This window comes from Streptomyces sp. NPDC016845 (assembly GCF_044332585.1).
In the GTDB taxonomy this organism is placed as follows: Bacteria; Actinomycetota; Actinomycetes; order Streptomycetales; family Streptomycetaceae; genus Streptomyces.
Genome location: NZ_JBIRPI010000014.1, coordinates 136611 through 156765, shown reverse-complemented (window position 1 = coordinate 156765; position 20155 = coordinate 136611). Strand labels below are relative to the sequence as shown.

The following is a 20155-nucleotide window of genomic DNA, read 5'->3' as shown; positions in this document are numbered from 1 at the left end:
CCCGCGGCCTGTCGCTCACGCACCGGCGGCGGGCCCCTCGTGCTGCTCCGCGGCGGCCCGCCACAGCTCCTCCACCATGTCGCGGGCGGTGCGCCCCGGCTCCCAGCCGAGGACCGTACGCGCGGCCGAGACGTCCACGGCCATCCAGTCGGTGTCCGGCAGCGCCCGAGCGCCCGCGACGGGCCGCTCCACCAGCTCGGCGGGCCGGCCGCTGATCGAGATCAGCAGGTCCACCATGTCCCGCACGGGCTGCCATGCGCCGCTCGCGATGTTCACGACGTGCCCGACGGCGTCCGGGGCGCGCACCGCCGCCACGACGGCCCGTGCCACGTCCCGCGCGTCGACGAAGTCCCGGCTGCTGCGCAGCGGGGAGACCCGCACCTGCGGGGGCGGCCCCTGTGCCGCCTGGTCGAGGAGTTGCGCGGCGACCTGTCCCAGGAGGCTGCCGCGCGGGGTGCCGGCGCCGATCACGTTCGACAGCCGCAGCACCACCGCGTCGACGGCGCCTGTCCTGACGGCCCGCAGGACCGCCCGGGTCCCGTGCAGTTTCGTCCGCCCGTAGTCGTTGGCCGGTTCCTCCGGCGAGGACTCGGTCAGCCACACCCCGTGGGGTTGCGGCGTGTACTCGTGCACGGACCCCAGCTGCACCAGGCGCGGCCGGTGGCCGGATGCGGCGAGCGCGGAGAGCAGACGGTCCACGAGCAGCTGGTTGCTGCGGCGCATCCCGTCGGCGGTGGGTGACCACACCTCGCCCGCGGCGTTCACGACGGCCACCGGGCCGGTCGCGTCGATGAGGTCGACCAGCGCCCGGGGCCCGGCGTCGACCAGGTCCATGGGGTGGAAACGCCAGGACGCGGGTGTCTTGCGCGGATGACGGGCCACGGCGATGACCTCGTACCCGGCCTGTTCCAGAGCGGTGCCCACATGGCGGCCGACGAAGCCGGTCGCCCCGAGAACCACCACCCGGCCGGACCCGCTGTCCGCAGCGTCGGGTCGTTCCGGCGCACCGGCCTCCGCCATGTCCGTCTCTCCTCCCGGCCCGCGCGGTGCGCGCCCGTCAACCGTGTGCTGTCCCGCCGAAACGCGGGTGTGACATCCCCACTGAAGCAGCCGCCGTTCGAGGAGCGCGCGAGGCCGGATCGAGTGGAGCCGGCCACCGACGGTCCTCGATCGGTCCTTGATCGCGACGCCCTACGGTGTGGCCACCATGAAGGTTCGAGAGATGGCTGTGCCGGACGCGTACCACATCACCCCGCACCAGCACCGTGACGAGCGCGGCAGCTTCTACGAGTCGTTCCGGCACGACAGGCTGGCCGAGGAGATCGGCCGGCCCGTGCCCGTGGCGCAGGTGAACTACTCGGTGTCGCGCCGCAACACCCTGCGCGGACTGCACGGCACACTGCTGCCGCCCGGACAGGCCAAGGTGGTGAGCGTGGTGCGGGGCGAGGCCCTCGACATCGTCGTGGACCTGCGGGTCGGCTCGCCGACCTGGGGCGTGCACGAGGTGAACCGGCTGTCCGCCGAGTCGGGGGAGACCCTGTTCGTGGCCGAGGGCCTGGTCCACGGCTTCCTCGCCCTCACCGACGACACCTGTGTCTCCTACCTGTGCTCCACCGCCTTCGTGCCCGGGACACAGGTGGACATCGACCCCTTCGACCCCGAACTCGCACTGCCGTGGCGCCTGTCGGAGGCGCCGCTGATGTCGGAGAAGGACTCGTCCGCGGTCTCGGTCGCCGAGGCCCGCGAGAGCGGGCTCCTCGCCCGCTACGAGGACTGCCTGGCGCACTACGAGGCGCTGCGCGCCGCCGACGCCCGCTGACCCACTGCCGCCCGGCCCTGGCGGGCCGGCTGACACCCACCGGAGAGCCGATGCCGCCCGGCACCCCCACCCCCGCCCGTCACTACGCCCTGCTGCTCTTCGCGGACTTCGGCCACGTCGCCCCCACCCTTGGCGTGGCCCGCGAACTCATCGCCCGCGGCCACCGCGTCACCTACGTCGTCGACGAGCGCTTCGCGTCGCTCGTCGAGGACTGCGGCGCCCGCGCGGTCACCTACACCTCGGCGCGCGGCGACTTCTACCGCGCCGCCGACCCGAGCCCCGACCGGCTCGCCCGCGACGGCTACGACCTCCTCGTCGACACGGTCCGCACCGTCTTCCCCGCCGCCCGCGACGCGCTCGCCGCCGACCCGCCGGACGCGCTGCTCTACGACTTCGAGACGGTCGCCGCCGGCCGGGTCGCCGCCCGCGTCCTGGACGCCGTACCGGTGCAGGTCTGCCCGAGCCACGCCGCCAACGAGACGTTCTCGCTGCGCGCCCAGATGTGGGACCCCGGCCATCCGCTGATGGCCGAGGGCGCCAAGGTGCTCATCGACTTCATGGGCGAACACGGCATCGGCCTGGCGGAGATGGGCCGTTACGGCACCGAGTGGGACGAGCGCAACCTGGTCTTCCTGCCGCGCGCCTTCCAGATCGAGGGGGACAGCTTCGACGACCGGTTCGCCTTCGTGGGCCCCACCTTCACCGAGCCCGGACCCGGCCTGTGGACGCCGCCCTCCGACGGGCGCCGCGTCGCCCTGGTGTCGCTCGGCACGGAGTCGTCGGACCGCGGCGACTTCTTCCGGCTCTGCGCGCTGGCGTTCCCCGCCGAGGACTGGCATGTCGTCATGACGCTCGGCCGGGACGCCGACCCGGCCCTGCTCGGGCCGCTGCCCGCCCATGTCGAGGCCCACCCCTGGCTGCCGCACCCCGCCGTCCTGCCGCACGCCGACGTGTTCGTGTGCCACGCGGGCATGGGCAGCCTGATGGAGTCCCTGGCCTACGGCACACCGGTGGTGGCGCTGCCCCGCGCCCACGAACTGGCGCTCAGCGCCGAGAGGCTGGAGGAGTGCGGGGTGGGCCGCACCCTGCCCCGGGCCGCCCTGACCGCCCAGTCCCTCGCGGACACGGTCGCCGGACTGCTCGCCGACCCCGCGACACCGGCCGCCCTGACCCGGATGCGGGACGCCGTGCACGAGGCGGGCGGCGCCGCCCGCGCCGCCGACGTGCTGGAGGAGTGGACCGCCCGGACCCCGGCGGTGCCCGCGGCGGGCTGAGCGCCCCGGACCCCGCCGCACGCGAGAAGGGGCCGGCACCGGATGGTGCCGGCCCCTTCTCGCGCGGCGTCAGTGCGGCAGCGTCACGTACTCGCTGACGGTGTTGATGCTGTGGTCGATCATCTCGTCGGTCAGGCCCGGGTACACCCCGATCCAGAAGGTCCGCTCGGTGGTGATGTCGCTGTTGGTGAGCGGCCCGCTGACCCGGAACTCCCGGCCCTCGTAGGCGGGGTGGCGGGTGAGGTTGCCCGCGAAGAAGCGGCGGGTGGCGACCTTGCTCGACTCCAGGTGGTCGATGAGGGCACCGGGCTCGAACGGCGCGTCCGGACGGACGGTGAGGGCGAAGCCGAACCAGCTCGGGTCACTGCCCGGCGTCGCCTCCGGAAGCAGCAGGTGCGGCAGCCCGTCGAGGCCCTCGCGCAGCCGCGCCCAGTTGTGCCGCCGCGCCGCGCCGAACTCGTCGATCCGGGTCAGCTGCTGCAGACCGAGCGCCGCCGAGACGTCCGTCGACTTCAGGTTGTAGCCCACGTGGGAGAAGATGTACTTGTGGTCGTAGCCCTCGGGCAGCGACCCCATCTGGTGCTCGAACCGTTTGAAGCAGCGGTTGTCCTCGCCCGGCTCGCACCAGCAGTCGCGCCCCCAGTCCCGCATCGACTCCACGATCCGCGCCAGGATCAGGTTGTCCGTCAGGACACAGCCGCCCTCGCCCATCGTGATGTGGTGGGCGGGGTAGAAGCTCTCCGTCGCCAGGTCGCCGAACGTCCCGGTCAGCTGTCCCTCGTAGGTGCTGCCCAGAGCGTCACAGTTGTCCTCGATGAGGAACAGGTCGCGGTCCTGAGCGAGTTGGGCGATCTCGCGCACCTGGAAGGGGTTGCCCAGGGCGTGCGCCATCATGATGGCCCGGGTGCGCGGGCCGATCGCCTGCTCCACCCGCTCGAGCGAGGCGTTGTAGGTGCCCAGCTCGATGTCGGTGAAGACCGGCGTCAGACCGTTCTGCAGGATCGGGTTGACCGTCGTGGGGAACCCGGCCGCGACCGTGATCACCTCGTCGCCCGGCTTGAGCCGGTCCTCGCCGAGCTGCGGGGAGGTGAGACTGCTCAGCGCCAGCAGGTTCGCCGACGAACCGGAGTTGGTCAGATGCGCCTTGCGCAGACGGAAGTACCTGGCCAGCGACCGCTCCAGCCGGCGCGAGCTGACACCGGCGGCGATCCGCATGTCCAGCGCGGCCTCCACCAACGCCACCCGGTCGTCCTCGGTCAGGACGGCGCCCGAGGCGAGCACCGGGGTGATGCCCGGCACGAACCCCGACGAGACGGTGGAGCGGTGGAACTCGCGGACCAGGTCGAGGATCTCGGACTTGTCGTTCCCCACGGCTGATGGCCTCCTGTGTGTGCCGGTGGGGACGAGACGGACGGCCGGCTCGCAGTCGAAGCGGGTCCCCACGCCCGTATCGTTCGATCGGGAGAGCCCCAGACCAGCACGTGCCCCCGCCCGCGGGCCAGGGACGTCGGCCGAATCTAGGGATCCACCAAACATCGGCCGCCCGGCGAAGCGCCCACGCCGGTTCTAGGGGATTCATGGATCCGCGCGCGGCAGTCTGGAACGAACGGGCCCCCGTGGGTCATTCGCCGATCCCTGGAGACACCCATGAAGAACGGCCGTCCGTCGGGCGACTCCGCGCGCACCGTCGTCCTGCGCGGAGGAGGGCCGTCCGGCGGCCGGGTCAGGCTCGGCGTGCACGACCTGATGAACGGCACGTTCGCCACGCCGCGCACCTTCTTCTACCGGCGGACCCTGAACGCCGGCGCCGTCGAGGACTCCCTGCGCCGCACGCTCGCCCAGTACCCGCTGCTCACCGGGCGCCTCGAACGCGACCCGGACGGCGGGCTCAGCGTGGCCCGCAACGACGCCGGCGCGGTCTTCGCGGTCGCCCACTGCGACCGGCCCATGCCGGAGTACGGGCCCGACCTGTCCGCCAGAAAGGACCTGCGCCGCTACCTCCACGCCGTCAACGCCTTCCGTGTCGTCGGCCACGACACCCCGCTGCTGTCCGTCAAGGTCACCCACATGCGCGGAGGCGGCTCCGTGCTCGGCGTGTCCATCAACCACGCCGTGGTCGACGGGGGCGGCTACCTGGACTTCCTGCTCCACTGGTCGCGCACGCACGCCGGTGAGGAGAGCCCCGCCGCGCCCTACGACCGGGCGCTGCTCGACGGACTCGCCGACGGCGTCTCCCCGGCACCGGACGATCCGCAGTACCGCGTGATCACGGGAGGCCAGAAGTTCGGGTTCATCTGGAAGGTCAACGCCCGCGCGCGGCGTCTGCGCACGATCACCGCCCGCTTCACCGCCGACGAGGTCCTCGCGCTGCGTGAGACGGCCCGCACGGGGCAGGGAGCCGACCGGCCGGCCGCCTCCAGCGGCGACGCGCTCGGGGCACACCTGTGGCGTGTGCTCGGCGCGCTGCGCGACCGGGACCCCGGCGCGCAGGAGCGCCTGGGGATCGTGGTCGGACTGCGCGCCGCGCTCAAGGACCGCCTCCCCGACGGCTACTGGGGCAACGCCGTCTCCAACACCACGGCCGTGCTCCCGGCCGGAGAGCTGCGCGAGGAACCCCTCGCGCACACCGTCACGGCGCTGCGCGCGGCCCTGGACCGCGTCACCCCCGACCGGGTGCGCCGGGAGACCGCCTACCTGGAGGCCCAGCGCTCGGGCGGCCGCTCGGGGCGCGTGTTCAGCCGGATGTCCCTCGACGCCTTCGAGGACACGGTCGCCCTGAACAACTCCAGCCGGCTCCCCGTCTACCGCGTCGAGTTCGGCGCGGGGCGGCCGTTCTGGTTCGAGTACCCGGCGAGCCCCATCCCGTGGACGGTGCTCATCACGCCCACACCGGCCGACGACCACAGCCGTGACGTCCACCTGAGCGTCCCGCGTGAAGCCGCCGACGCCCTGCGCGGCCCGGAGTGGAGTGCGCGTCTGCACGACCCCGCCGAGCGTCTGCGCACGCTCTGAGCGAACGAACCCGTAAGAAGCGAACGAACCCGTAAGAGCAGAGCGGGAGACCGGCGTCAGACCCTGGAAGCCGTCAGGCACTCCAGGGCGGGGATCACGGCGCGCAGGTCGTCGCCCCGGACCGACGTCGCCGTACGGGCCCGCGCTTCGGCCCGGGCGTTGAAGGCGATGCCCAGGCCGACGGAGTCGAGGAGGGGGGCGTCGGCCGGGCAGGCGCCCACTGCCGCGCATTCCTGCGGCGAGAAGCCGAGTTCGTCCGCGCGTCGGAGAGCCGACTCCCTCTCCGTGGGAGGCGCGGGCACGTCATCGGTGTTGCCCGTGAAGCGGCCGTGCACCGCGTCCAGGGGGCGGCCGAAGTACGAGTGGAAGCCGAAGCGCTCGGCGAGATGGGCGCCGATCGGTTCCCAGACGAGGCTGGAGATGACCGGCAGGAGACCGTTGCTCCAGCACCAGCGGGTCGTCTCCTCGACGCCGGGCAGCACGGGCAGGTCGGCGAGGCGCGTGTGCAGGGCCCTCTCGGTGATCCCCGCCCAGCGCGCCGGGTCGGTGTCCCCGGTTTCGTGCAGGCTGGCGGGCCCGCTCAGCCCGAGGCGTTCCTCGACCAGGCGGCACAGGCTGTCTCCCTGGACGAGCACACAGTCCACGGAGAAGAACACGGCGGCGGTATGAGCAAACATGACAGTTGTTCGAGTATGCCACCGGTGCGAGGACTCGCACCAGGCATTAAACGATCGAGGCCTCCCGTCCTCCCGGTCCGACGGCGCACGCTCTAGGGATCTCCTCGTGTCATGAACGCAAACATGGGAGGCGGCCGTCAACGCCGGCCGGTCGCCGTCCTTCCACCCCTGGAGAACCGTGAGCGCCAATTACGTCTCTCTCACCGTCGTCCTGTCGCTCGTCCTCGTCGGCTCGGCGGTGGCCAAAGTGAGGCGGCAGGAGTCCCTCGTCGCGACCATGCGGCGGATCGGCGTGCCCGACGCCTGGCTGCCCCGGCTCGCCGCTCTGGAGATCGCGGGAGCCGTCGGCCTTCTCGTCGGCCTGGCGTTCCGGCCGCTGGCGGTGGCCGCCGGCGTGGGAGTGGTCCTCTACTTCGCCGGTGCCGTCGTCTTCCACGTCCGGGCGCACGACCGCAAGGGGCTCATCGCTCCGGGCGCCCTGACCGTGGTCGCACTCCTCGTGAGCCTGCTGGCCCTCCAGAACACCTGATCACGCCCCGCCTTCCAGACGGCACACTTTCCGACAGGACCGACTCACCATGCTGCAAGCTCCCCTGTCCGAACCCTCCTTCGCCGCCCGGCTCCACGGCGAGATACGCCGCGACCGGCCGCTGATCGTGACGGCCGCCGAGGCGGAGGCGGCACGCTTCGACGACACCTGCCCCGTCCTCGTCACCGGCATGGGAAAGGTACGGGCCGCCATGGAGCTGACACGGGCGCTCTCGACGGCCCGGCCGCGAGCGATCGTGAACCTCGGCACCGCCGGGGCGCTCAAGGACGGCCTGAACGGGATCGTGGAGGTGTCCCGCGTCGTCCAGCACGACCTGCCCGACGACGTACTCCATCAGCTGAGCGGCACGCACCACGGCCGCCCGCTGACCATCAGCCCGCACCCCGGCGCCACACTGGCCACCGGCGACGCCTTCATCGCCGACGGCCGCACACGTAGGCAACTGGCCGCACACGCCGACCTCGTCGACATGGAGGGCTACGCGATCGCCTCGGTGGCCGAGCGGTTCGCCCTGCCGGTACGGATCGTGAAGTACGTCAGCGACCGGGCCGACGAGTCCGCGCAAAGGTCCTGGCCGGAAGCGGCGGCGGCCGCCTCCGACGTGCTGGCCGACTGGATCCGCGAGCACCTGGCCTGACCTCGACACCACAGGGATCCGGGCCCGTGTCCCGGCCCTCCCGCCCGTGCGGTGCCCGCCCAGGGCCACCGCCGCAACCACTGGAGTGACGTGTCCCGTCGCCTGTTCACCTCGGAGTCCGTGACCGAGGGCCACCCCGACAAGATCGCTGACCAGATCAGCGACACCATCCTCGACGCCCTTCTGCGGAAGGACCCCTCCTCCCGGGTCGCCGTGGAGACGCTGATCACGACCGGCCAGGTCCATGTGGCCGGCGAGGTCACCACCAGAACCTACGCGGACATCGCGACCCTGGTCCGCGACAAGATCCTGGAGATCGGCTACGACTCCTCCGACAAGGGGTTCGACGGCGCCTCGTGCGGCGTGTCGGTGTCGATCGGGGCGCAGTCCCCGGACATCGCGCAGGGGGTCGACACGGCGTACGAGTCGCGCGTGGAGGGCGACGAGGACGAGCTGGACCGCCAGGGCGCGGGCGACCAGGGTCTGATGTTCGGTTACGCGACGGACGAGACCCCGACGCTCATGCCGCTGCCCGTCTTCCTGGCCCACCGGTTGTCGAAGCGGCTGGCGGAGGTCCGCAGGAACGGCACGATCCCGTACCTGCGACCGGACGGCAAGACACAGGTGACCATCGAGTACGACGGCAACGCGGCAGTGCGCCTCGACACGGTGGTGGTGTCCTCGCAGCACGCCGCGGACATCGATCTCGAGTCGCTCCTCGCGCCCGACATCCGGGAGTACGTGGTCGAACCGGAGCTGAGGTCGCTCCTCGAGGACGGCATCAAGCTGGACACGGACAGCTACCGGCTCCTTGTGAACCCGACCGGCCGGTTCGAGATCGGCGGCCCGATGGGCGACGCGGGCCTGACCGGCCGCAAAATCATCATCGATACGTACGGGGGGATGGCCCGGCACGGCGGTGGCGCGTTCTCGGGCAAGGACCCCTCGAAGGTGGACCGCAGCGCGGCTTACGCGATGCGCTGGGTGGCGAAGAACGTGGTGGCCGCGGGTCTGGCCGCACGCTGCGAGGTGCAGGTGGCGTACGCGATCGGCAAGGCGGAGCCGGTGGGTCTGTTCGTCGAGACCTTCGGCACCCACACGGTGGGGACGGAAAGCATCGAGAAGGCCGTCGACGAGGTCTTCGACCTCCGCCCGGCCGCGATCATCCGCGACCTCGACCTGCTGCGCCCGATCTACGCACAGACCGCCGCCTACGGCCACTTCGGCCGCGAGCTGCCCGATTTCACCTGGGAGAGGACCGACCGCGTGGAGGCCCTGCGCAAGGCGGTGAGCAATGCGTCCGGATCGGATGGGCGCCCGGCCACGGTGAGCCGCGGATGACGGACGAGGAACCGCCGGCGAGCCCGTCTCCGCCGGGGCCGGTGACATGATCGAGCACATACTCCCGCAGGGGGTCGCGGTCGTCGAAGCCTTCCGCGACTCACCGGCCGCGGACCTCTACCCGCAGGAGGCCCGCCTCGTCGCACACGCCGTGGCCCCGCGCCGGCAGGAGTTCGCCACGGTACGGCGGTGCGCCCGCGAGGCCCTGGCCCGGCTCAGCCTGCCCCCCGTGCCGATCCTTCCGGACCGGCACGGGGCACCCCGCTGGCCCGCGGCGGTGCTCGGCAGCCTCACCCATTGCGCCGGCTACCGGGCCGCGGTCGTCGCCCCGGCCGCCGACCTGCGGCTCCTCGGCATCGATGCCGAGCCGGACGCCCCGCTGCCGAACGGCGTACTGGAATCCATCGCGCTCCCCTCCGAACTCCGACTCGTACGGCGTCTGCTGATCCGGCACCCTCAAGTGCGATGGGACCGCGCGTTGTTCAGCATGAAGGAGGCTGTGTACAAGAGCTGGTATCCGTGTACGGGGGAGCGCCTGGACTTCGAGGACGCCGAGCTCGACTTCGACGCTGACAGCCCCGTGTTCACCGCGCGGCTGCGCATTCCGGCGGCCCCCCGTCTGGAGGGCCGCTGGATGGCGGAGAAAGGCCTCCTGATCACCGCCATCGCAGCGTGAGGGGAATGCCGCGCGGCGCGGTCATGGAGGGTGGTGAACTCCAGCTGCCCGCCGCGCGGCACCGGCCACAACCCGGCGTCCTCGGGCCCAGCCGCCGAGGCCCTCACCAAGCTGACAAGGCGCTATCTATCGACGAGGTGCATCACCGCGATCAGGAGTTGCGCGCCGTCATCAAGCCCGGATACGTCGATTCGCTCGTGGACAGTCTGTCCCTGTGGTCGCCGCCCTGTGGCAGATCAGCCGGTGAGTCGATGAATGAGGTGGTCGACGATGTCGTGGTGACGATGGCGCTGACGGTAGGCGGCTCGTTGGCGGTCGGCCCCGTTGCCTTGTCCGGCGAGGCGCCGGCGTGTCTTGTCGGCGAGGGCGAGATCCTGGGGCGACAGGGCGGGCAAGGCTGTGTCCCACATGTGGGCGAATGATCGAGCGGCGGGTCGGAGGCGGCCGGTGGCGAGGTCGATGCTCTGCCCCCGTACGCCGTCGCGGGCGGCGCGCCAGTATCCGGCCCGCAGCATCTCTGCCTCCGGCCGCGGCGCCGCCCGTCCCTCGCGTACCGCCGCCAGGGCAGCGAGGGCCAGGCCTTTGACGGCGGCGGCCAGCAGGAGGGTGTCGTCGGAGGAGTACGCGGCGTCGGCGACCCGGACCTCCAGGGTCGGCACGTGGTGCGAGGGCCGGATGTCCCAGTACACCCCGGAGCGGTCCATGAGCGTACGACTGGTGATGAGCCGGCCGACCAGGTCCTCGAAGTGGGCGGCGGACTCGAAGTAGGGCGGCGGCCCGGCCACGGGCCAGCGTCCCCAGGCCAGGCTGCGCCAGCTGTCGTAGCCGGTGTCCTGCCCGTGCCAGTAGGGCGAGTTGCCGCTCAGGGCGAGAAGCCCGGGCAGCCAGGGACGCAGGTGGTTGCTGGTGGCGAGAGCGGTGGCCAGGTCCGGCATCTCCACGTGGATGTGGCAGGCGCAGACGGTCTGTTCGTGATCCAGCGCCCGAAAGGTGGCCAGGCTCTGCGCGTAGCGCTCGCCGGCCGACAAGGGCGGGGGAGTGTGCTGACCCAGGACGGGCGTCCCGCTGGAGATGACGCGCAGTCCCAGCCGGGAGGCGGCCCGCGCGACGGTGTGGCGGAGGTGTTGCAGGTCCTCGCCGAGAGCGGTGAGGCCGGCGTGGGGGTGGGTGCGCACCTCGACCTGATAGCGGGTCAGTTCAGTGCTCACCCGCGAGCCCAGTTCTCCTGCCGCTTCGGCGACGACCTTGTCCGCGCGGGTGCTGAGCCGCCGTGACATCGGGTCGACGACGAGGTACTCCTCCTCCACCCCGACCAGCACGACAGGCGGACCGGCGCCTCGGCGGTGGGAGGTGGCGCCGCGCGGCTGTCCCGGCGCAGGGGCGGATGTCGGCTTCTCGCTCTTCATGGCGACCACAGTGTCACCTACGGTGACCGCAGGGTGGGCACCGGAAGGCGTCGGATGCGCAAGCGGACACGCGTCCTCGTGATTGGCGGAGGCGTCCTTGTGACCAGCGGGGGCCCGCACCCCGCGCTGGTCCTCGGACCGCTCGGCGGCGTGCACACCGGACGGCGTGTCGACGTGCTCCACCGCCCCGAACGCGCCGCACGACGAGCTGTACGTACCGGTGCTCACCGAACTGCAGTGTGCGGCCGCGGCCATCCGACAAGGCCACCACGGGCTTCGTCGCCGCCCAGCAGGTGCACGAGGCGGCTCGTCTGTCCGGCCCGCTCTGCCCGCGAGCATTCTGCGGGCGGCACAGTTCCACGAGTTCGTCGGTCAGCTCCTCGACCGGCAGCCGAGCGGCATCGCGTACATCCCGGACCTGCCGACCCAGCTGGTGGCCTGCCGCACCGGCCCGCACGCCCGGCTGGCCGGTCCCACTTTCGAGGAGTGGCTCGACGCCCGCTCCTGAGCCCGTTCCGGCGTCCGCGGGCCGCGTTGATCGTGTACTTATGCCGCGGGCCTCATCCTTGAGCTCTCCATGTCTGCGGGCCCTGCCCAGGGTCATGGCCATGGCGCGGAGTGAGGGGGAGCGGGGAACATGACGGTCGGCGCACGGCCAGGGCAGCGGGAGCAGCCCGAAGGATCCGATGACGCGGCGAGTCCGGTGGTGAGGGGAGAGAAGAAGCCCCGTTCTTTCTGGAAGGAGTTGCCGATCCTCGTCGTCGTCGCGCTCGTCCTCGCCGTGGTGATCAAGACATTTCTGGTCCAGGCGTTCTCGATCCCCTCGGGTTCGATGGAGAAGACCCTGCAGGTCGGCGATCGCGTACTCGTCGACAAGCTCACTCCGTGGTTCGGCTCGGAGCCCGAGCGCGGCGACGTCATCGTCTTCCGCGACCCGGACGGATGGCTGGCGGAGGAGCCGACAGCGACCCCTGATGCGGTGCGCAGAAGCCTCAGCTGGGTGGGCCTGATGCCCTCGGCCGACGACAAGGACCTCATCAAGCGTGTGATCGGCGTCGGCGGTGACACCGTCGAGTGCAAGGGCACAGGCCCGCTCAGGGTCAACGGCAAGGCGCTGCGCGAACCGTACGTCTATCCCGGGAACACCCCGTGTACCGACAACGGGCAGCCCGGCAGCCAGTTCGAGGTGACAGTCCCCGAAGACACGGTCTGGGTGATGGGCGACCACCGGCAGGGGTCGGCCGACTCCCGGTACCACCAGAACGACAAGAATCACGGCTTCGTGCCGGTGAGTAACGTGGTGGGGCGCGCCATCGCCGTGGCCTGGCCGCTCGGCCATTTGAAGGGCCATCTCCAGCAATGAGCCCGACTGCTCCGATTACATGTCTATTTGCCTCTTTCGTGCGTTTGGCGTGTCCCTGACCGTCCGTAGGGCAGGCCAGTGCTGTACGGCACTCGACGAGAAGGAGAGGAAGACGATGGCGGACATCACCAAGATCACCGCCCAGGTCGCCACAGGAGATGACACCAACGCCGGGACCTTCGGCTGGGTCTATCTCGGCATCGGCGGACGGGAGTTCGTGCTCACCCGTCCGGACATCGACGACATGGAACCCGGCTCGGACGACACCTACATCCTGGGTGACGGAGCGAACGTCGAAGAGGCGCAGTACAACGACCCGCGCACCCCGCAGCTGAACACCGACAACCTTTCGGCCTACCCGGCCTACATCCGCCTCGAGCCGGAGGGCCAGTACCCCGCCTGGCAGGTGGAGCGCGTCACGGTCGTCGTGAACCCGGACGGGCCCGACAGCATCACCTTCGACAACCTGGACCTGCGCGGAGCAGCGAAGATCTGGCTCGGCCAGCCCTACGGCAAGACGCTCTACCTCCAGCGAGAGACCAGCAGCTGACCTCGCCGAGCAACTTCGAGCAAGGGCCGGAGTCACGGGAACCGACTCCGGCCCTTGCGCACGAAAGGCTAGACCCTGGTCCTCTACGCCGGGTGCTGCACGGCACAGCGAGGCGGGGTGTCGCGCACAGCTCCGTCATCGCCTGTTGCGGGGGAGGAGTCTGGCCACGGCGGTGGCGGCCATGAGCAGGGTGGTGGCGGCGACGATGGTGGCGAGGGTGTGAAAGCCGGTGGCGAGGAGGGAGGCGCCGCCGATTCCCGCGGTGTGTGCGGCGGCGGGGGTGGAGTACATGGGGGTGGTCCTTGTCGACGGCCGTGCGGAAGGGCTTGTGGGTGACGGGTGACGGGTGACGGGTGACGGGTGACGGGTGACGGGTGACGGGGGTCAGGTCAGGGGCCAGCGTTCGCGCCTGCGTCGGGTGAAGTCGTAGAGGCAGCGCAGGTAGACGGTGTGCTGGAAGAGGTCGTAGGCCAGCTCCACGACCAGGAGCGCGGCGAGCAGCTGGCAGCGTGGGCCGGCGCCGCGGGCGGTCACAGTCTTCTCGACGACGAACAGAAGGCCGACGGCGATCCACAGCGGGGAGAGGGCGGGCACGCCGCGGCAGAGCATCCAGGCGGTGAAGACCAGATACAGCAGCAGGGCGATCACGGACAGGCCCATGGCGGCCTGGCGCGCGAAGTAGGGCCAGGTGATGGGGGTGAGCCCGTAGTGGCGCAGGTTCTCCAGGGCGCCGCGCTGCCAGCGCAGCCGCTGGTGCCACAGTTTGGGCAGGCTGGTCATGACTTCGGTGGTGACCGCACAGCCCTTGGGGGAGATGGTGCGGTAGCCCAGGGTACGGACGGCTTTGGTGATCTCGTCGTCCTCGGTGAGGGAGGCGGGGGAGTAGTAGGAGGTACCGCCGGGCAGGCGGCCGTCGGCGCGGGCTTCTTTGAGGCGGTGCAGGGTGGCGGTGCGGAAGAGGGTGGCGGTGCCGGTGAGGACGTCGGCGCGGTGGTTGCGGCGGCTGATCTCGCGGGCGTAGCGGTGGAATTCGATGCGTTGCAGGGTGCCCAGGAGGCCGCCGCCCGGGTCGCCGTAGAAGATGCCGCCCACGGCTCCGACGGTGGGGTGCAGTGCGGCGGCGGCGTGGGCGACGAAGCCGGGGTTGAGGAGGGTGTCGGCGTCCTGGATGAGGATGAGGTCGCGTGCGTCGAGGGTCGGGATGAGGTAGTTGAGTCCCTGGTTGAGGGCGCCGGCCTTCTTGTGGGTGTTGCCACTGGTGTGCAGGACCAGGGCGCCGGCGTCGGCGGCGACCTGCGCGGTGTCGTCGCTGCAGTTGTCGGCGACGACGAGGATCGTCTCCGGCGGCAGGGTCTGGTCGCGCAGTGCGGTGAGGGCGGCTTCGATGCGGTCTTGTTCGTTGTGGGCGGGGACCAGTGCGACGATGCGCGGTGCCGTACCGACACCTCGGGCGGGACGCGGCTGGGAGGGGGTGGCGGACGGTCTGCTCACCGGCGGGGCCTTCCTTGGCTGGATACGGCGCGGGCTGGGGGCGACCGGGCGGGTGTGCTGCGGCATGCCCCGCCCGACGGATACGCACCCGGCCGACCGGGTGCGCGGAACGGGCGCCGTCCGTGGTGCAGCGGGAAGTGCTCACCCACCGGTGTGTGGGTGAGCACACGCGCCTGCGCCGCTCGGCGGGCCGGCGCCGTGGGTCAGGTGTGCAGGTCGATGGGTGTGGTGCCGGAGGCGTAGGTCGGCGAGCCCAGGTCGAAGGTGACCTTGGCGGTGCCGGGGGCGCCGGCGGTGGAGTCCACGGCCATCTCCGGGTAGACGACGAGGTTGCGGCGGGGGTCGAGGTTGAGATCGAGGTGGTCGCAGACCAGGACGCGGTCGTGGGAGACCAGGTCGCACGTCAGGTGCTCCTCCTGGCCGTCGCGGCGGGAGATGCCGAGTTCGTCGCTGAGGAAGTGGGTCCTGTCGTCGGCGGTGATGACGAGTTTGTCGCTGCCCAGCGGGGTGCTGCCGGTGTTGGTGATGATCGCCGAGGGATATACGTAGTCCTGTCCGGGTGTGGCGCTCACGGGCTTGCCGTGACGGACGGAGGCGGCCTGCCCGCTGCCGTCGGCCGCGGTGGTCGCTGTCGCCTGCGGTGTCGCTGTCGCCGTCGTGCCGAATGAAGTGGCGGCGGTGAGGGCGAGCAGAGCCGCGGCGACGAGGCGGCGGGGCGTGGGGCGGCGTCGCGTGGTGCGGGTTGTGCGCTGCATGATGTCTTCCTTTTCGGTCGGACGCTTGGATGGTCGGGCGGTCGGGTGGCCGGGGTGAGGGATCCCTCCCTTCGGGGTCTTCTCAAGGGGGTGCCGCGGCATCCGCAGCGAGTTGTTCTGCTGGACGTGTGGGCCAGTAAGCGCGCTCGCGAAGTGTCCGGGTCCGGAAATCAGCCGGTCACCTGCTCTGGGCGTGCGGGACCGCTCACACGGTCTGTGCCACTTGCCACTCGATGGGCCGGGCTGCCGCTGGTCGCGGGCCACTTCGCGCCGAGGGGACTGCGTGCGGCGGGTCGGAGGGTCCGGCCCCCACCGCGTGAGTCCGTACTGCGGCCGGGTCGGCTCCGCGTGTCGTCACGGACATCGACGTCAAACCCCATGCCGGAAGCACTTCTCTCGGCGACATCGACTGCTCGTGCGCGGTCAGCACGATCACCGCGGTCACAGCTGAGGGGCACCGCGACATCCTCGGACTGTGGGCCGGTGACGGCGGTGACGGCGCAAAACGCTGGCTGCGAATACTCTCCGAGCTCAAGAACAGGAGCATCGATGTGTCCTGATGCTGGTCTGCGACGGACTGAAGGGACTACCGCGCGTCAACGCCCGCATCCGCAAGGCCGTCCGTGCCCGCGGGCACTTCCCCACGGAGCGGGCCGCGCCTCAAGTGCGTCTATACGGCCGTCATGAGTCTCGACCCGGCCGGCGCCTGCCGCAAACGCTGGACCATGCGCTGGAAGGGCGCCATGAACGCTTTCGACCTGACCTTCGACGGCCGCCTGACCGCAGGCCAACTCTAGTCAGAACAACCCCAGTTTCACCGCTCGCTTTACAGACCCCCTTACGGTGCGGCCGCCAGCGCTGCTGGCGGCCCGGGCTCCGGCGCCCGCATTACGGTGTGTGGCATGACAGCGGATGATGGGAAGACGCCGAAGCCTCGCGTGCAGTTGGTGATCGGCGTCATCCGCCGGGGCGACGACGTTCTCCTCGTGCGCGAGAGCCTCGGCAGCAACGGCGAGATCCTCTGGTCCCTTCCCGGCGGTGGGGTCGAGGACGGCGAGCTCATGCATGAGGCTTTGCGGCGCGAGCTGCGTGAGGAGACCGGGCTGGTGGTGGGCGTGCCGGTACGGACTGCCTTCCTCATGCACATCGACTCCGAGCGGCATCCTTCGGCGGTGGCCGTCGCCTTCGAGGTCGACGCATGGTCGGGGGAGGTCGAGCCCAGGGACGACGACATCCGACAGGCGGCCTTCTTCCCTCTGCCCGACGCGCTGAAGCTGCTCGGTGAGCTGGACAGCGCGGTGCAGCGGGACCCCGTCGTCGGATATCTGTCCGGGACCGTCGAGCCGGGGACCACGTGGCTGTACCGCGACCGGGGTCAGGGAGAGACGCTCGTCGCCCGCTGGTGACGTGTCAGGCCGCTGGTGCGAGAGCGTCGCGCACCCGGCGCAGGAGAGAGGCAGAGACGAGGAGCCGTCGCTCTTCCGCGTCGAGAGGAGCCAGAACGGTGTCGTCCGTCGTGGCGGTTTCGGCGCTGAGCTCGGCCAGTGCCTCCTTGCCGGCGGCGGTGAGTCGTGCGACGACGCGTCGCGTACTTGATCGGCAAGGTGGACATGCCGACGATGGTGAACGCCGCCCCGGAGTAAGCGTGCGCGGTACCGGTGACGAGCGGATCTTTCACGCTGTTCACCGCAACGCTGCTCAAATGCAGGCAAGTTGATCCTAAGGAGTCCGCAAGAGTCCGCAGAAGCCCGCAGGAGCCCGCACGCCGCATCGCCGTACGAGTCGATGATCCGTACGGCGATGCACACCACCCCCGACCGGGACCGTCCGGAAAGCGGGATGGAGATCCAGGTTGTTCAGGCGCGGTCGGTGAGGTAGCCGCCCATGGAGCGGAAGTACTCGGTGGCCGGCAGTTCACGGCCGTCCTCGGTGCGGACGCGAGTGATCGCCAGGCCGTGGTTGGCGCCCGTCCGGGCATCGGCTCCCGCGACGATCACCACGCCGTCACCTTCGCGGTAGAAGACGCGGCCCGGTGTACCGCCGTACTTGGCCTCGGACACGACGGCGGAGAGCACCTCGAGCCGCTTGCCCTTGTGGAACGTGAAGGCCGCCGGGTAGGGCGCGGACTGGGCGCGGACCAGACGCTCCAAGGCGTCGGCGGGCCAGTCCCAGTTGATCCGGATGTCTTCTTCCGCCCGCTTGTGGAAGAAGGTGGCCTGGCTGCGGTCCTGCCGGGTGAACTCGGTCCGGCCGGAGGCGATCAGGTCGAGGGCGCCCACGGTGACCGGGGCGATGAGGTCGACCGTCTTGTGGAACAGGTCGGTGGCGGTGTCCCTGGGTCCGACGGACACCGCGCGCTGGAGCACGATGTCGCCGGCGTCGAGCACCTCGTCCATCATGTGGGCCGTGACGCCGACTTCGGGCTCGCCGTTGATGAGGGCCCAGATGATCGGGGAGAAGCCCGCGTACTTCGGCAGCAGGGAGTCGTGGACGTTCAGGGTGCCGTGGCGCGGCAGGGTGTAGATGCGCGGGGGGATCCAGGTCCGCCAGTTGTTGGCGACGATGATGTCCGGGTCGGCTTCCTTGAGCTGCTGGAAGAGTTCCTCGTCGTCGGGGCGGTTGCGGATGACGACCCGCACGCCGTTCTCCTCGGCGAGGTCGGCGACCGAGTCGCTCCAGATCTTCTCGTACGCGTGCTCGCTCTTGGGGTGGGTCACGACCATCACCACGTCGTGCTCGGAGTCCAGGAGCGCCTTGAGAGTGCGATGGCCCCAGGTCTGGTATCCGAACATGACGACCCGCATCGAGTTCCTCCTTGGCAGAGCGAAACAGTGAATGGCTAGTAAAGCAAGGCTTACCTAACGATGCAACGGCCCTCTTGCGGAGCGTAGTTGGGCGCACCCGCCCTGTCGACATCATCGCCACATCAGGTTAGCTTTACCTAAGTTCCGCTCGGTTGTCGGTCACCGGCGTGCCCGGACGACCCCTGCCTTCCCCACCGCGACACGACGCCGAACCGGCGGCGGTCCCGCACGAATTGGGAGTGACATGTCACAGGCCCTTCCTGTCGACGAACCACTGGTCCACGATCTGATCGGGATCGGCTTCGGACCGTCGAACGTGGCGATGGCGCTCGCTCTGAGCGAGCACAATGCGACCGTCGGGAGGCAGGAGGCGGTCACCGCCCACTTCTTCGAGCAGCAGCCCGGTTTCGGCTGGCACCGCGGCATGCTCATCGACGACGCGACGATGCAGGTCTCCTTCCTCAAGGACCTCGTGACGCTGCGCAACCCGACGAGCCAGTACAGCTTCCTCTGCTACCTGCAGAGCAAGGGCCGCCTCATCGACTTCGTCAACCACAAGAACCTCTTCCCGCTCCGCGTCGAGTTCCACGACTACTTCGAGTGGGCCGCGGCGAAGGTCGACGACATGGTCTCGTACGGCCACCAGGTCGTCGCCGTCGAGCCCGTCGTGCGGGACGGTGTCGTGGAGTACCTCGACGTGACCGCACAGTGCGCCGGCGAGACCGTCGTGCACCGCGCCCGCAACCTCGTCATCGGTACAGGGCTGCGCCCGGTCATGCCCGAGGGCATCGAGCGTACCGACCGCGTCTGGCACAACTCCGAACTACTGGCGAAGGTCGACCAGTTGGACGGCAGCGACCCCCGGCGTTTCGTGGTCGTCGGCGCCGGTCAGAGCGCAGCGGAGAACGTCGCCTACCTGCACCGCCGCTTCCCCGAGGCCGAGGTCTGCGCCGTCTTCTCCCGCTACGGCTACAGCCCGGCGGACGACAGCAGCTTCGCCAACCGCATCTTCGACCCGCAGGCGGTGGACGAGTACTTCACCGCGCCGCAGGACGTCAAGCGTCAACTCATGGACTACCACGGCAACACCAACTACTCCGTGGTGGACATCGACCTCATCGACGACCTGTACCGGCAGGCGTACCAGGAGAAGGTGCTCGGCAACGAGCGCCTGCGCTTCCTCAACGTCTCCCGCCTGACGGGTGTGGCACCGACGGCCGACGGGGTCCGCGCCACCGTCAAGTCCCTCGTCACCGGCGAGGAGAGCCTGGTGGACGCCGATGTGGTCGTCTGCGCCACCGGGTACGCGCAGGCCGACGGTCTGGGGCTGCTCGGCGCCGTGGCGGACCAGTGCCATCGCGACGCCCAGGGCCAGGTCCGTGTCGAGCGCGACTACCGCGTCGCGACCGACCCCGAACTGCGCTGCGGCATCTACTTGCAGGGCGGCACCGAGCACACGCACGGCATCACCTCCTCCCTGCTGTCCAACACGGCGATACGGGTCGGCGAGATCCTGGGCTCGATCGTCGACCACGACCGCAAGTCCGCCGAGGACGCCGCCCAGTCCGTCGTGGGTGAGGCGGGCGGCGTTCGCTGACGTCCCCCTGGCCCCTCCCGGCCTGACCGCCGTGCCCGTGGTGCTGGTGCGCCGTGCGGGCACGGCATCGCCATGTGAACCGTACGTACGAGAAAGGAACGACCGTGACCCCTGGCCCGCGGCCTCGGGGCGCCCCATCGTCCGGTCCGTCCGGTGAACACAGGGTGCCCGGACGGACGGCGCCTGTGGCCGGGATAACCTAC

Annotated in this window: 19 protein-coding genes and 2 pseudogenes; 13 read left to right on the top strand and 8 right to left on the bottom strand. The window is 70.6% G+C overall.

Annotated elements, in window-relative coordinates; genetic code table 11:
* Positions 1–15: 15 nt before the first annotated feature.
* Complete coding sequence (locus tag ACH4RC_RS28560; RefSeq protein ID WP_398206000.1) at positions 16–1020, bottom strand: NAD-dependent epimerase/dehydratase family protein; 1005 nt, start codon at positions 1018–1020, stop codon at positions 16–18.
* A gap of 202 nt (positions 1021–1222) precedes the next feature.
* On the opposite strand from ACH4RC_RS28560, the gene ACH4RC_RS28555 reads away from it, so the two are divergent.
* Both ACH4RC_RS28555 and ACH4RC_RS28550 read left to right on the top strand, forming a co-directional pair.
* Positions 1223–1819 carry a dTDP-4-dehydrorhamnose 3,5-epimerase family protein gene (locus ACH4RC_RS28555; protein WP_398205998.1) on the top strand — a complete coding sequence of 199 codons (597 nt, stop codon included), beginning with the start codon at positions 1223–1225 and terminating at the stop codon, positions 1817–1819.
* Positions 1820–1869: 50 nt separating this feature from the next.
* Positions 1870–3093, top strand: a complete 1224-nt coding sequence (locus ACH4RC_RS28550) for a macrolide family glycosyltransferase (protein WP_398205996.1) — start codon at positions 1870–1872, stop codon at positions 3091–3093.
* 69 nt (positions 3094–3162) lie between these two features.
* On the opposite strand, the gene rfbH is transcribed toward ACH4RC_RS28550, so the two are convergent.
* Complete coding sequence (gene rfbH / locus ACH4RC_RS28545; protein ID WP_398205994.1) at positions 3163–4464, bottom strand: lipopolysaccharide biosynthesis protein RfbH; 1302 nt, start codon at positions 4462–4464, stop codon at positions 3163–3165.
* A 276-nt stretch (positions 4465–4740) separates the two neighbouring features.
* Here rfbH and ACH4RC_RS28540 point away from each other — a divergent pair, with 276 nt between their 5' ends.
* Complete coding sequence (locus ACH4RC_RS28540; protein WP_398205993.1) at positions 4741–6105, top strand: acyltransferase; 1365 nt, start codon at positions 4741–4743, stop codon at positions 6103–6105.
* 56 nt (positions 6106–6161) lie between these two features.
* Here the strand turns inward: ACH4RC_RS28540 and ACH4RC_RS28535 are convergent, their stop codons facing one another.
* Positions 6162–6782, bottom strand: coding sequence for a haloacid dehalogenase (locus ACH4RC_RS28535; protein ID WP_398205991.1), 621 nt, complete (start codon positions 6780–6782; stop codon positions 6162–6164).
* A 178-nt stretch (positions 6783–6960) separates the two neighbouring features.
* Between ACH4RC_RS28535 and ACH4RC_RS28530 the strand changes: the two genes are divergently transcribed.
* The 4 genes from ACH4RC_RS28530 (at position 6961) to ACH4RC_RS28515 (ending at position 9986) form a co-directional block, all read left to right on the top strand.
* Complete coding sequence (locus tag ACH4RC_RS28530) at positions 6961–7311, top strand: DoxX family protein (RefSeq protein ID WP_398205990.1); 351 nt, start codon at positions 6961–6963, stop codon at positions 7309–7311.
* Positions 7312–7360: 49 nt separating this feature from the next.
* Positions 7361–7969, top strand: a complete 609-nt coding sequence (locus tag ACH4RC_RS28525) for a nucleosidase (RefSeq protein ID WP_398205988.1) — start codon at positions 7361–7363, stop codon at positions 7967–7969.
* A gap of 90 nt (positions 7970–8059) precedes the next feature.
* A complete protein-coding gene (gene metK, locus ACH4RC_RS28520) occupies positions 8060–9310 on the top strand; it encodes a methionine adenosyltransferase (RefSeq protein WP_398205986.1) in 1251 nt (416 codons plus the stop codon).
* 46 nt (positions 9311–9356) lie between these two features.
* Complete coding sequence (locus ACH4RC_RS28515) at positions 9357–9986, top strand: 4'-phosphopantetheinyl transferase (RefSeq protein ID WP_398205985.1); 630 nt, start codon at positions 9357–9359, stop codon at positions 9984–9986.
* A 236-nt stretch (positions 9987–10222) separates the two neighbouring features.
* Here the strand turns inward: ACH4RC_RS28515 and ACH4RC_RS28510 are convergent, their stop codons facing one another.
* A complete protein-coding gene (locus ACH4RC_RS28510) occupies positions 10223–11392 on the bottom strand; it encodes a glutamate--cysteine ligase (protein ID WP_398205983.1) in 1170 nt (389 codons plus the stop codon).
* Positions 11393–11558: 166 nt separating this feature from the next.
* Here ACH4RC_RS28510 and ACH4RC_RS28505 point away from each other — a divergent pair, with 166 nt between their 5' ends.
* The 3 genes and pseudogenes from ACH4RC_RS28505 (at position 11559) to ACH4RC_RS28495 (ending at position 13305) form a co-directional block, all read left to right on the top strand.
* On the top strand, positions 11559–11900 hold the full coding sequence (locus ACH4RC_RS28505; protein WP_398205982.1) for a hypothetical protein: 342 nt from the start codon (positions 11559–11561) through the stop codon (positions 11898–11900).
* 129 nt (positions 11901–12029) lie between these two features.
* Positions 12030–12725, top strand: a pseudogene (gene lepB / locus ACH4RC_RS28500) (signal peptidase I); the annotation flags it as partial.
* Positions 12726–12870: 145 nt separating this feature from the next.
* Positions 12871–13305 carry a hypothetical protein gene (locus ACH4RC_RS28495; protein WP_398205980.1) on the top strand — a complete coding sequence of 145 codons (435 nt, stop codon included), beginning with the start codon at positions 12871–12873 and terminating at the stop codon, positions 13303–13305.
* A gap of 135 nt (positions 13306–13440) precedes the next feature.
* On the opposite strand, the gene ACH4RC_RS28490 is transcribed toward ACH4RC_RS28495, so the two are convergent.
* The 3 genes from ACH4RC_RS28490 to ACH4RC_RS28480 form a co-directional block, all read right to left on the bottom strand.
* Positions 13441–13596: a hypothetical protein gene (locus ACH4RC_RS28490; protein ID WP_398205978.1), complete on the bottom strand. Its 156-nt coding sequence runs from the start codon at positions 13594–13596 to the stop codon at positions 13441–13443.
* A gap of 93 nt (positions 13597–13689) precedes the next feature.
* A complete protein-coding gene (locus tag ACH4RC_RS28485; protein WP_398205976.1) occupies positions 13690–14796 on the bottom strand; it encodes a glycosyltransferase family 2 protein in 1107 nt (368 codons plus the stop codon).
* Between the two features lie 203 nt (positions 14797–14999).
* Entirely contained in the window at positions 15000–15551 is a 552-nt protein-coding gene (locus ACH4RC_RS28480; protein WP_398205975.1) for a hypothetical protein, read from the bottom strand.
* A 422-nt stretch (positions 15552–15973) separates the two neighbouring features.
* Here ACH4RC_RS28480 and ACH4RC_RS28475 point away from each other — a divergent pair.
* Positions 15974–16348 (top strand): annotated as a pseudogene (locus ACH4RC_RS28475) (transposase); the annotation flags it as partial.
* 105 nt (positions 16349–16453) lie between these two features.
* Positions 16454–16957 carry an NUDIX hydrolase gene (locus ACH4RC_RS28470; RefSeq protein ID WP_398205973.1) on the top strand — a complete coding sequence of 168 codons (504 nt, stop codon included), beginning with the start codon at positions 16454–16456 and terminating at the stop codon, positions 16955–16957.
* A 450-nt stretch (positions 16958–17407) separates the two neighbouring features.
* Here the strand turns inward: ACH4RC_RS28470 and ACH4RC_RS28465 are convergent, their stop codons facing one another.
* Positions 17408–18355 carry a methionyl-tRNA formyltransferase gene (locus ACH4RC_RS28465; RefSeq protein ID WP_398205971.1) on the bottom strand — a complete coding sequence of 316 codons (948 nt, stop codon included), beginning with the start codon at positions 18353–18355 and terminating at the stop codon, positions 17408–17410.
* A 244-nt stretch (positions 18356–18599) separates the two neighbouring features.
* Between ACH4RC_RS28465 and ACH4RC_RS28460 the strand changes: the two genes are divergently transcribed.
* A complete protein-coding gene (locus tag ACH4RC_RS28460) occupies positions 18600–19952 on the top strand; it encodes a lysine N(6)-hydroxylase/L-ornithine N(5)-oxygenase family protein (protein WP_398205969.1) in 1353 nt (450 codons plus the stop codon).
* The last annotated feature ends 203 nt before the right edge of the window (positions 19953–20155 follow it).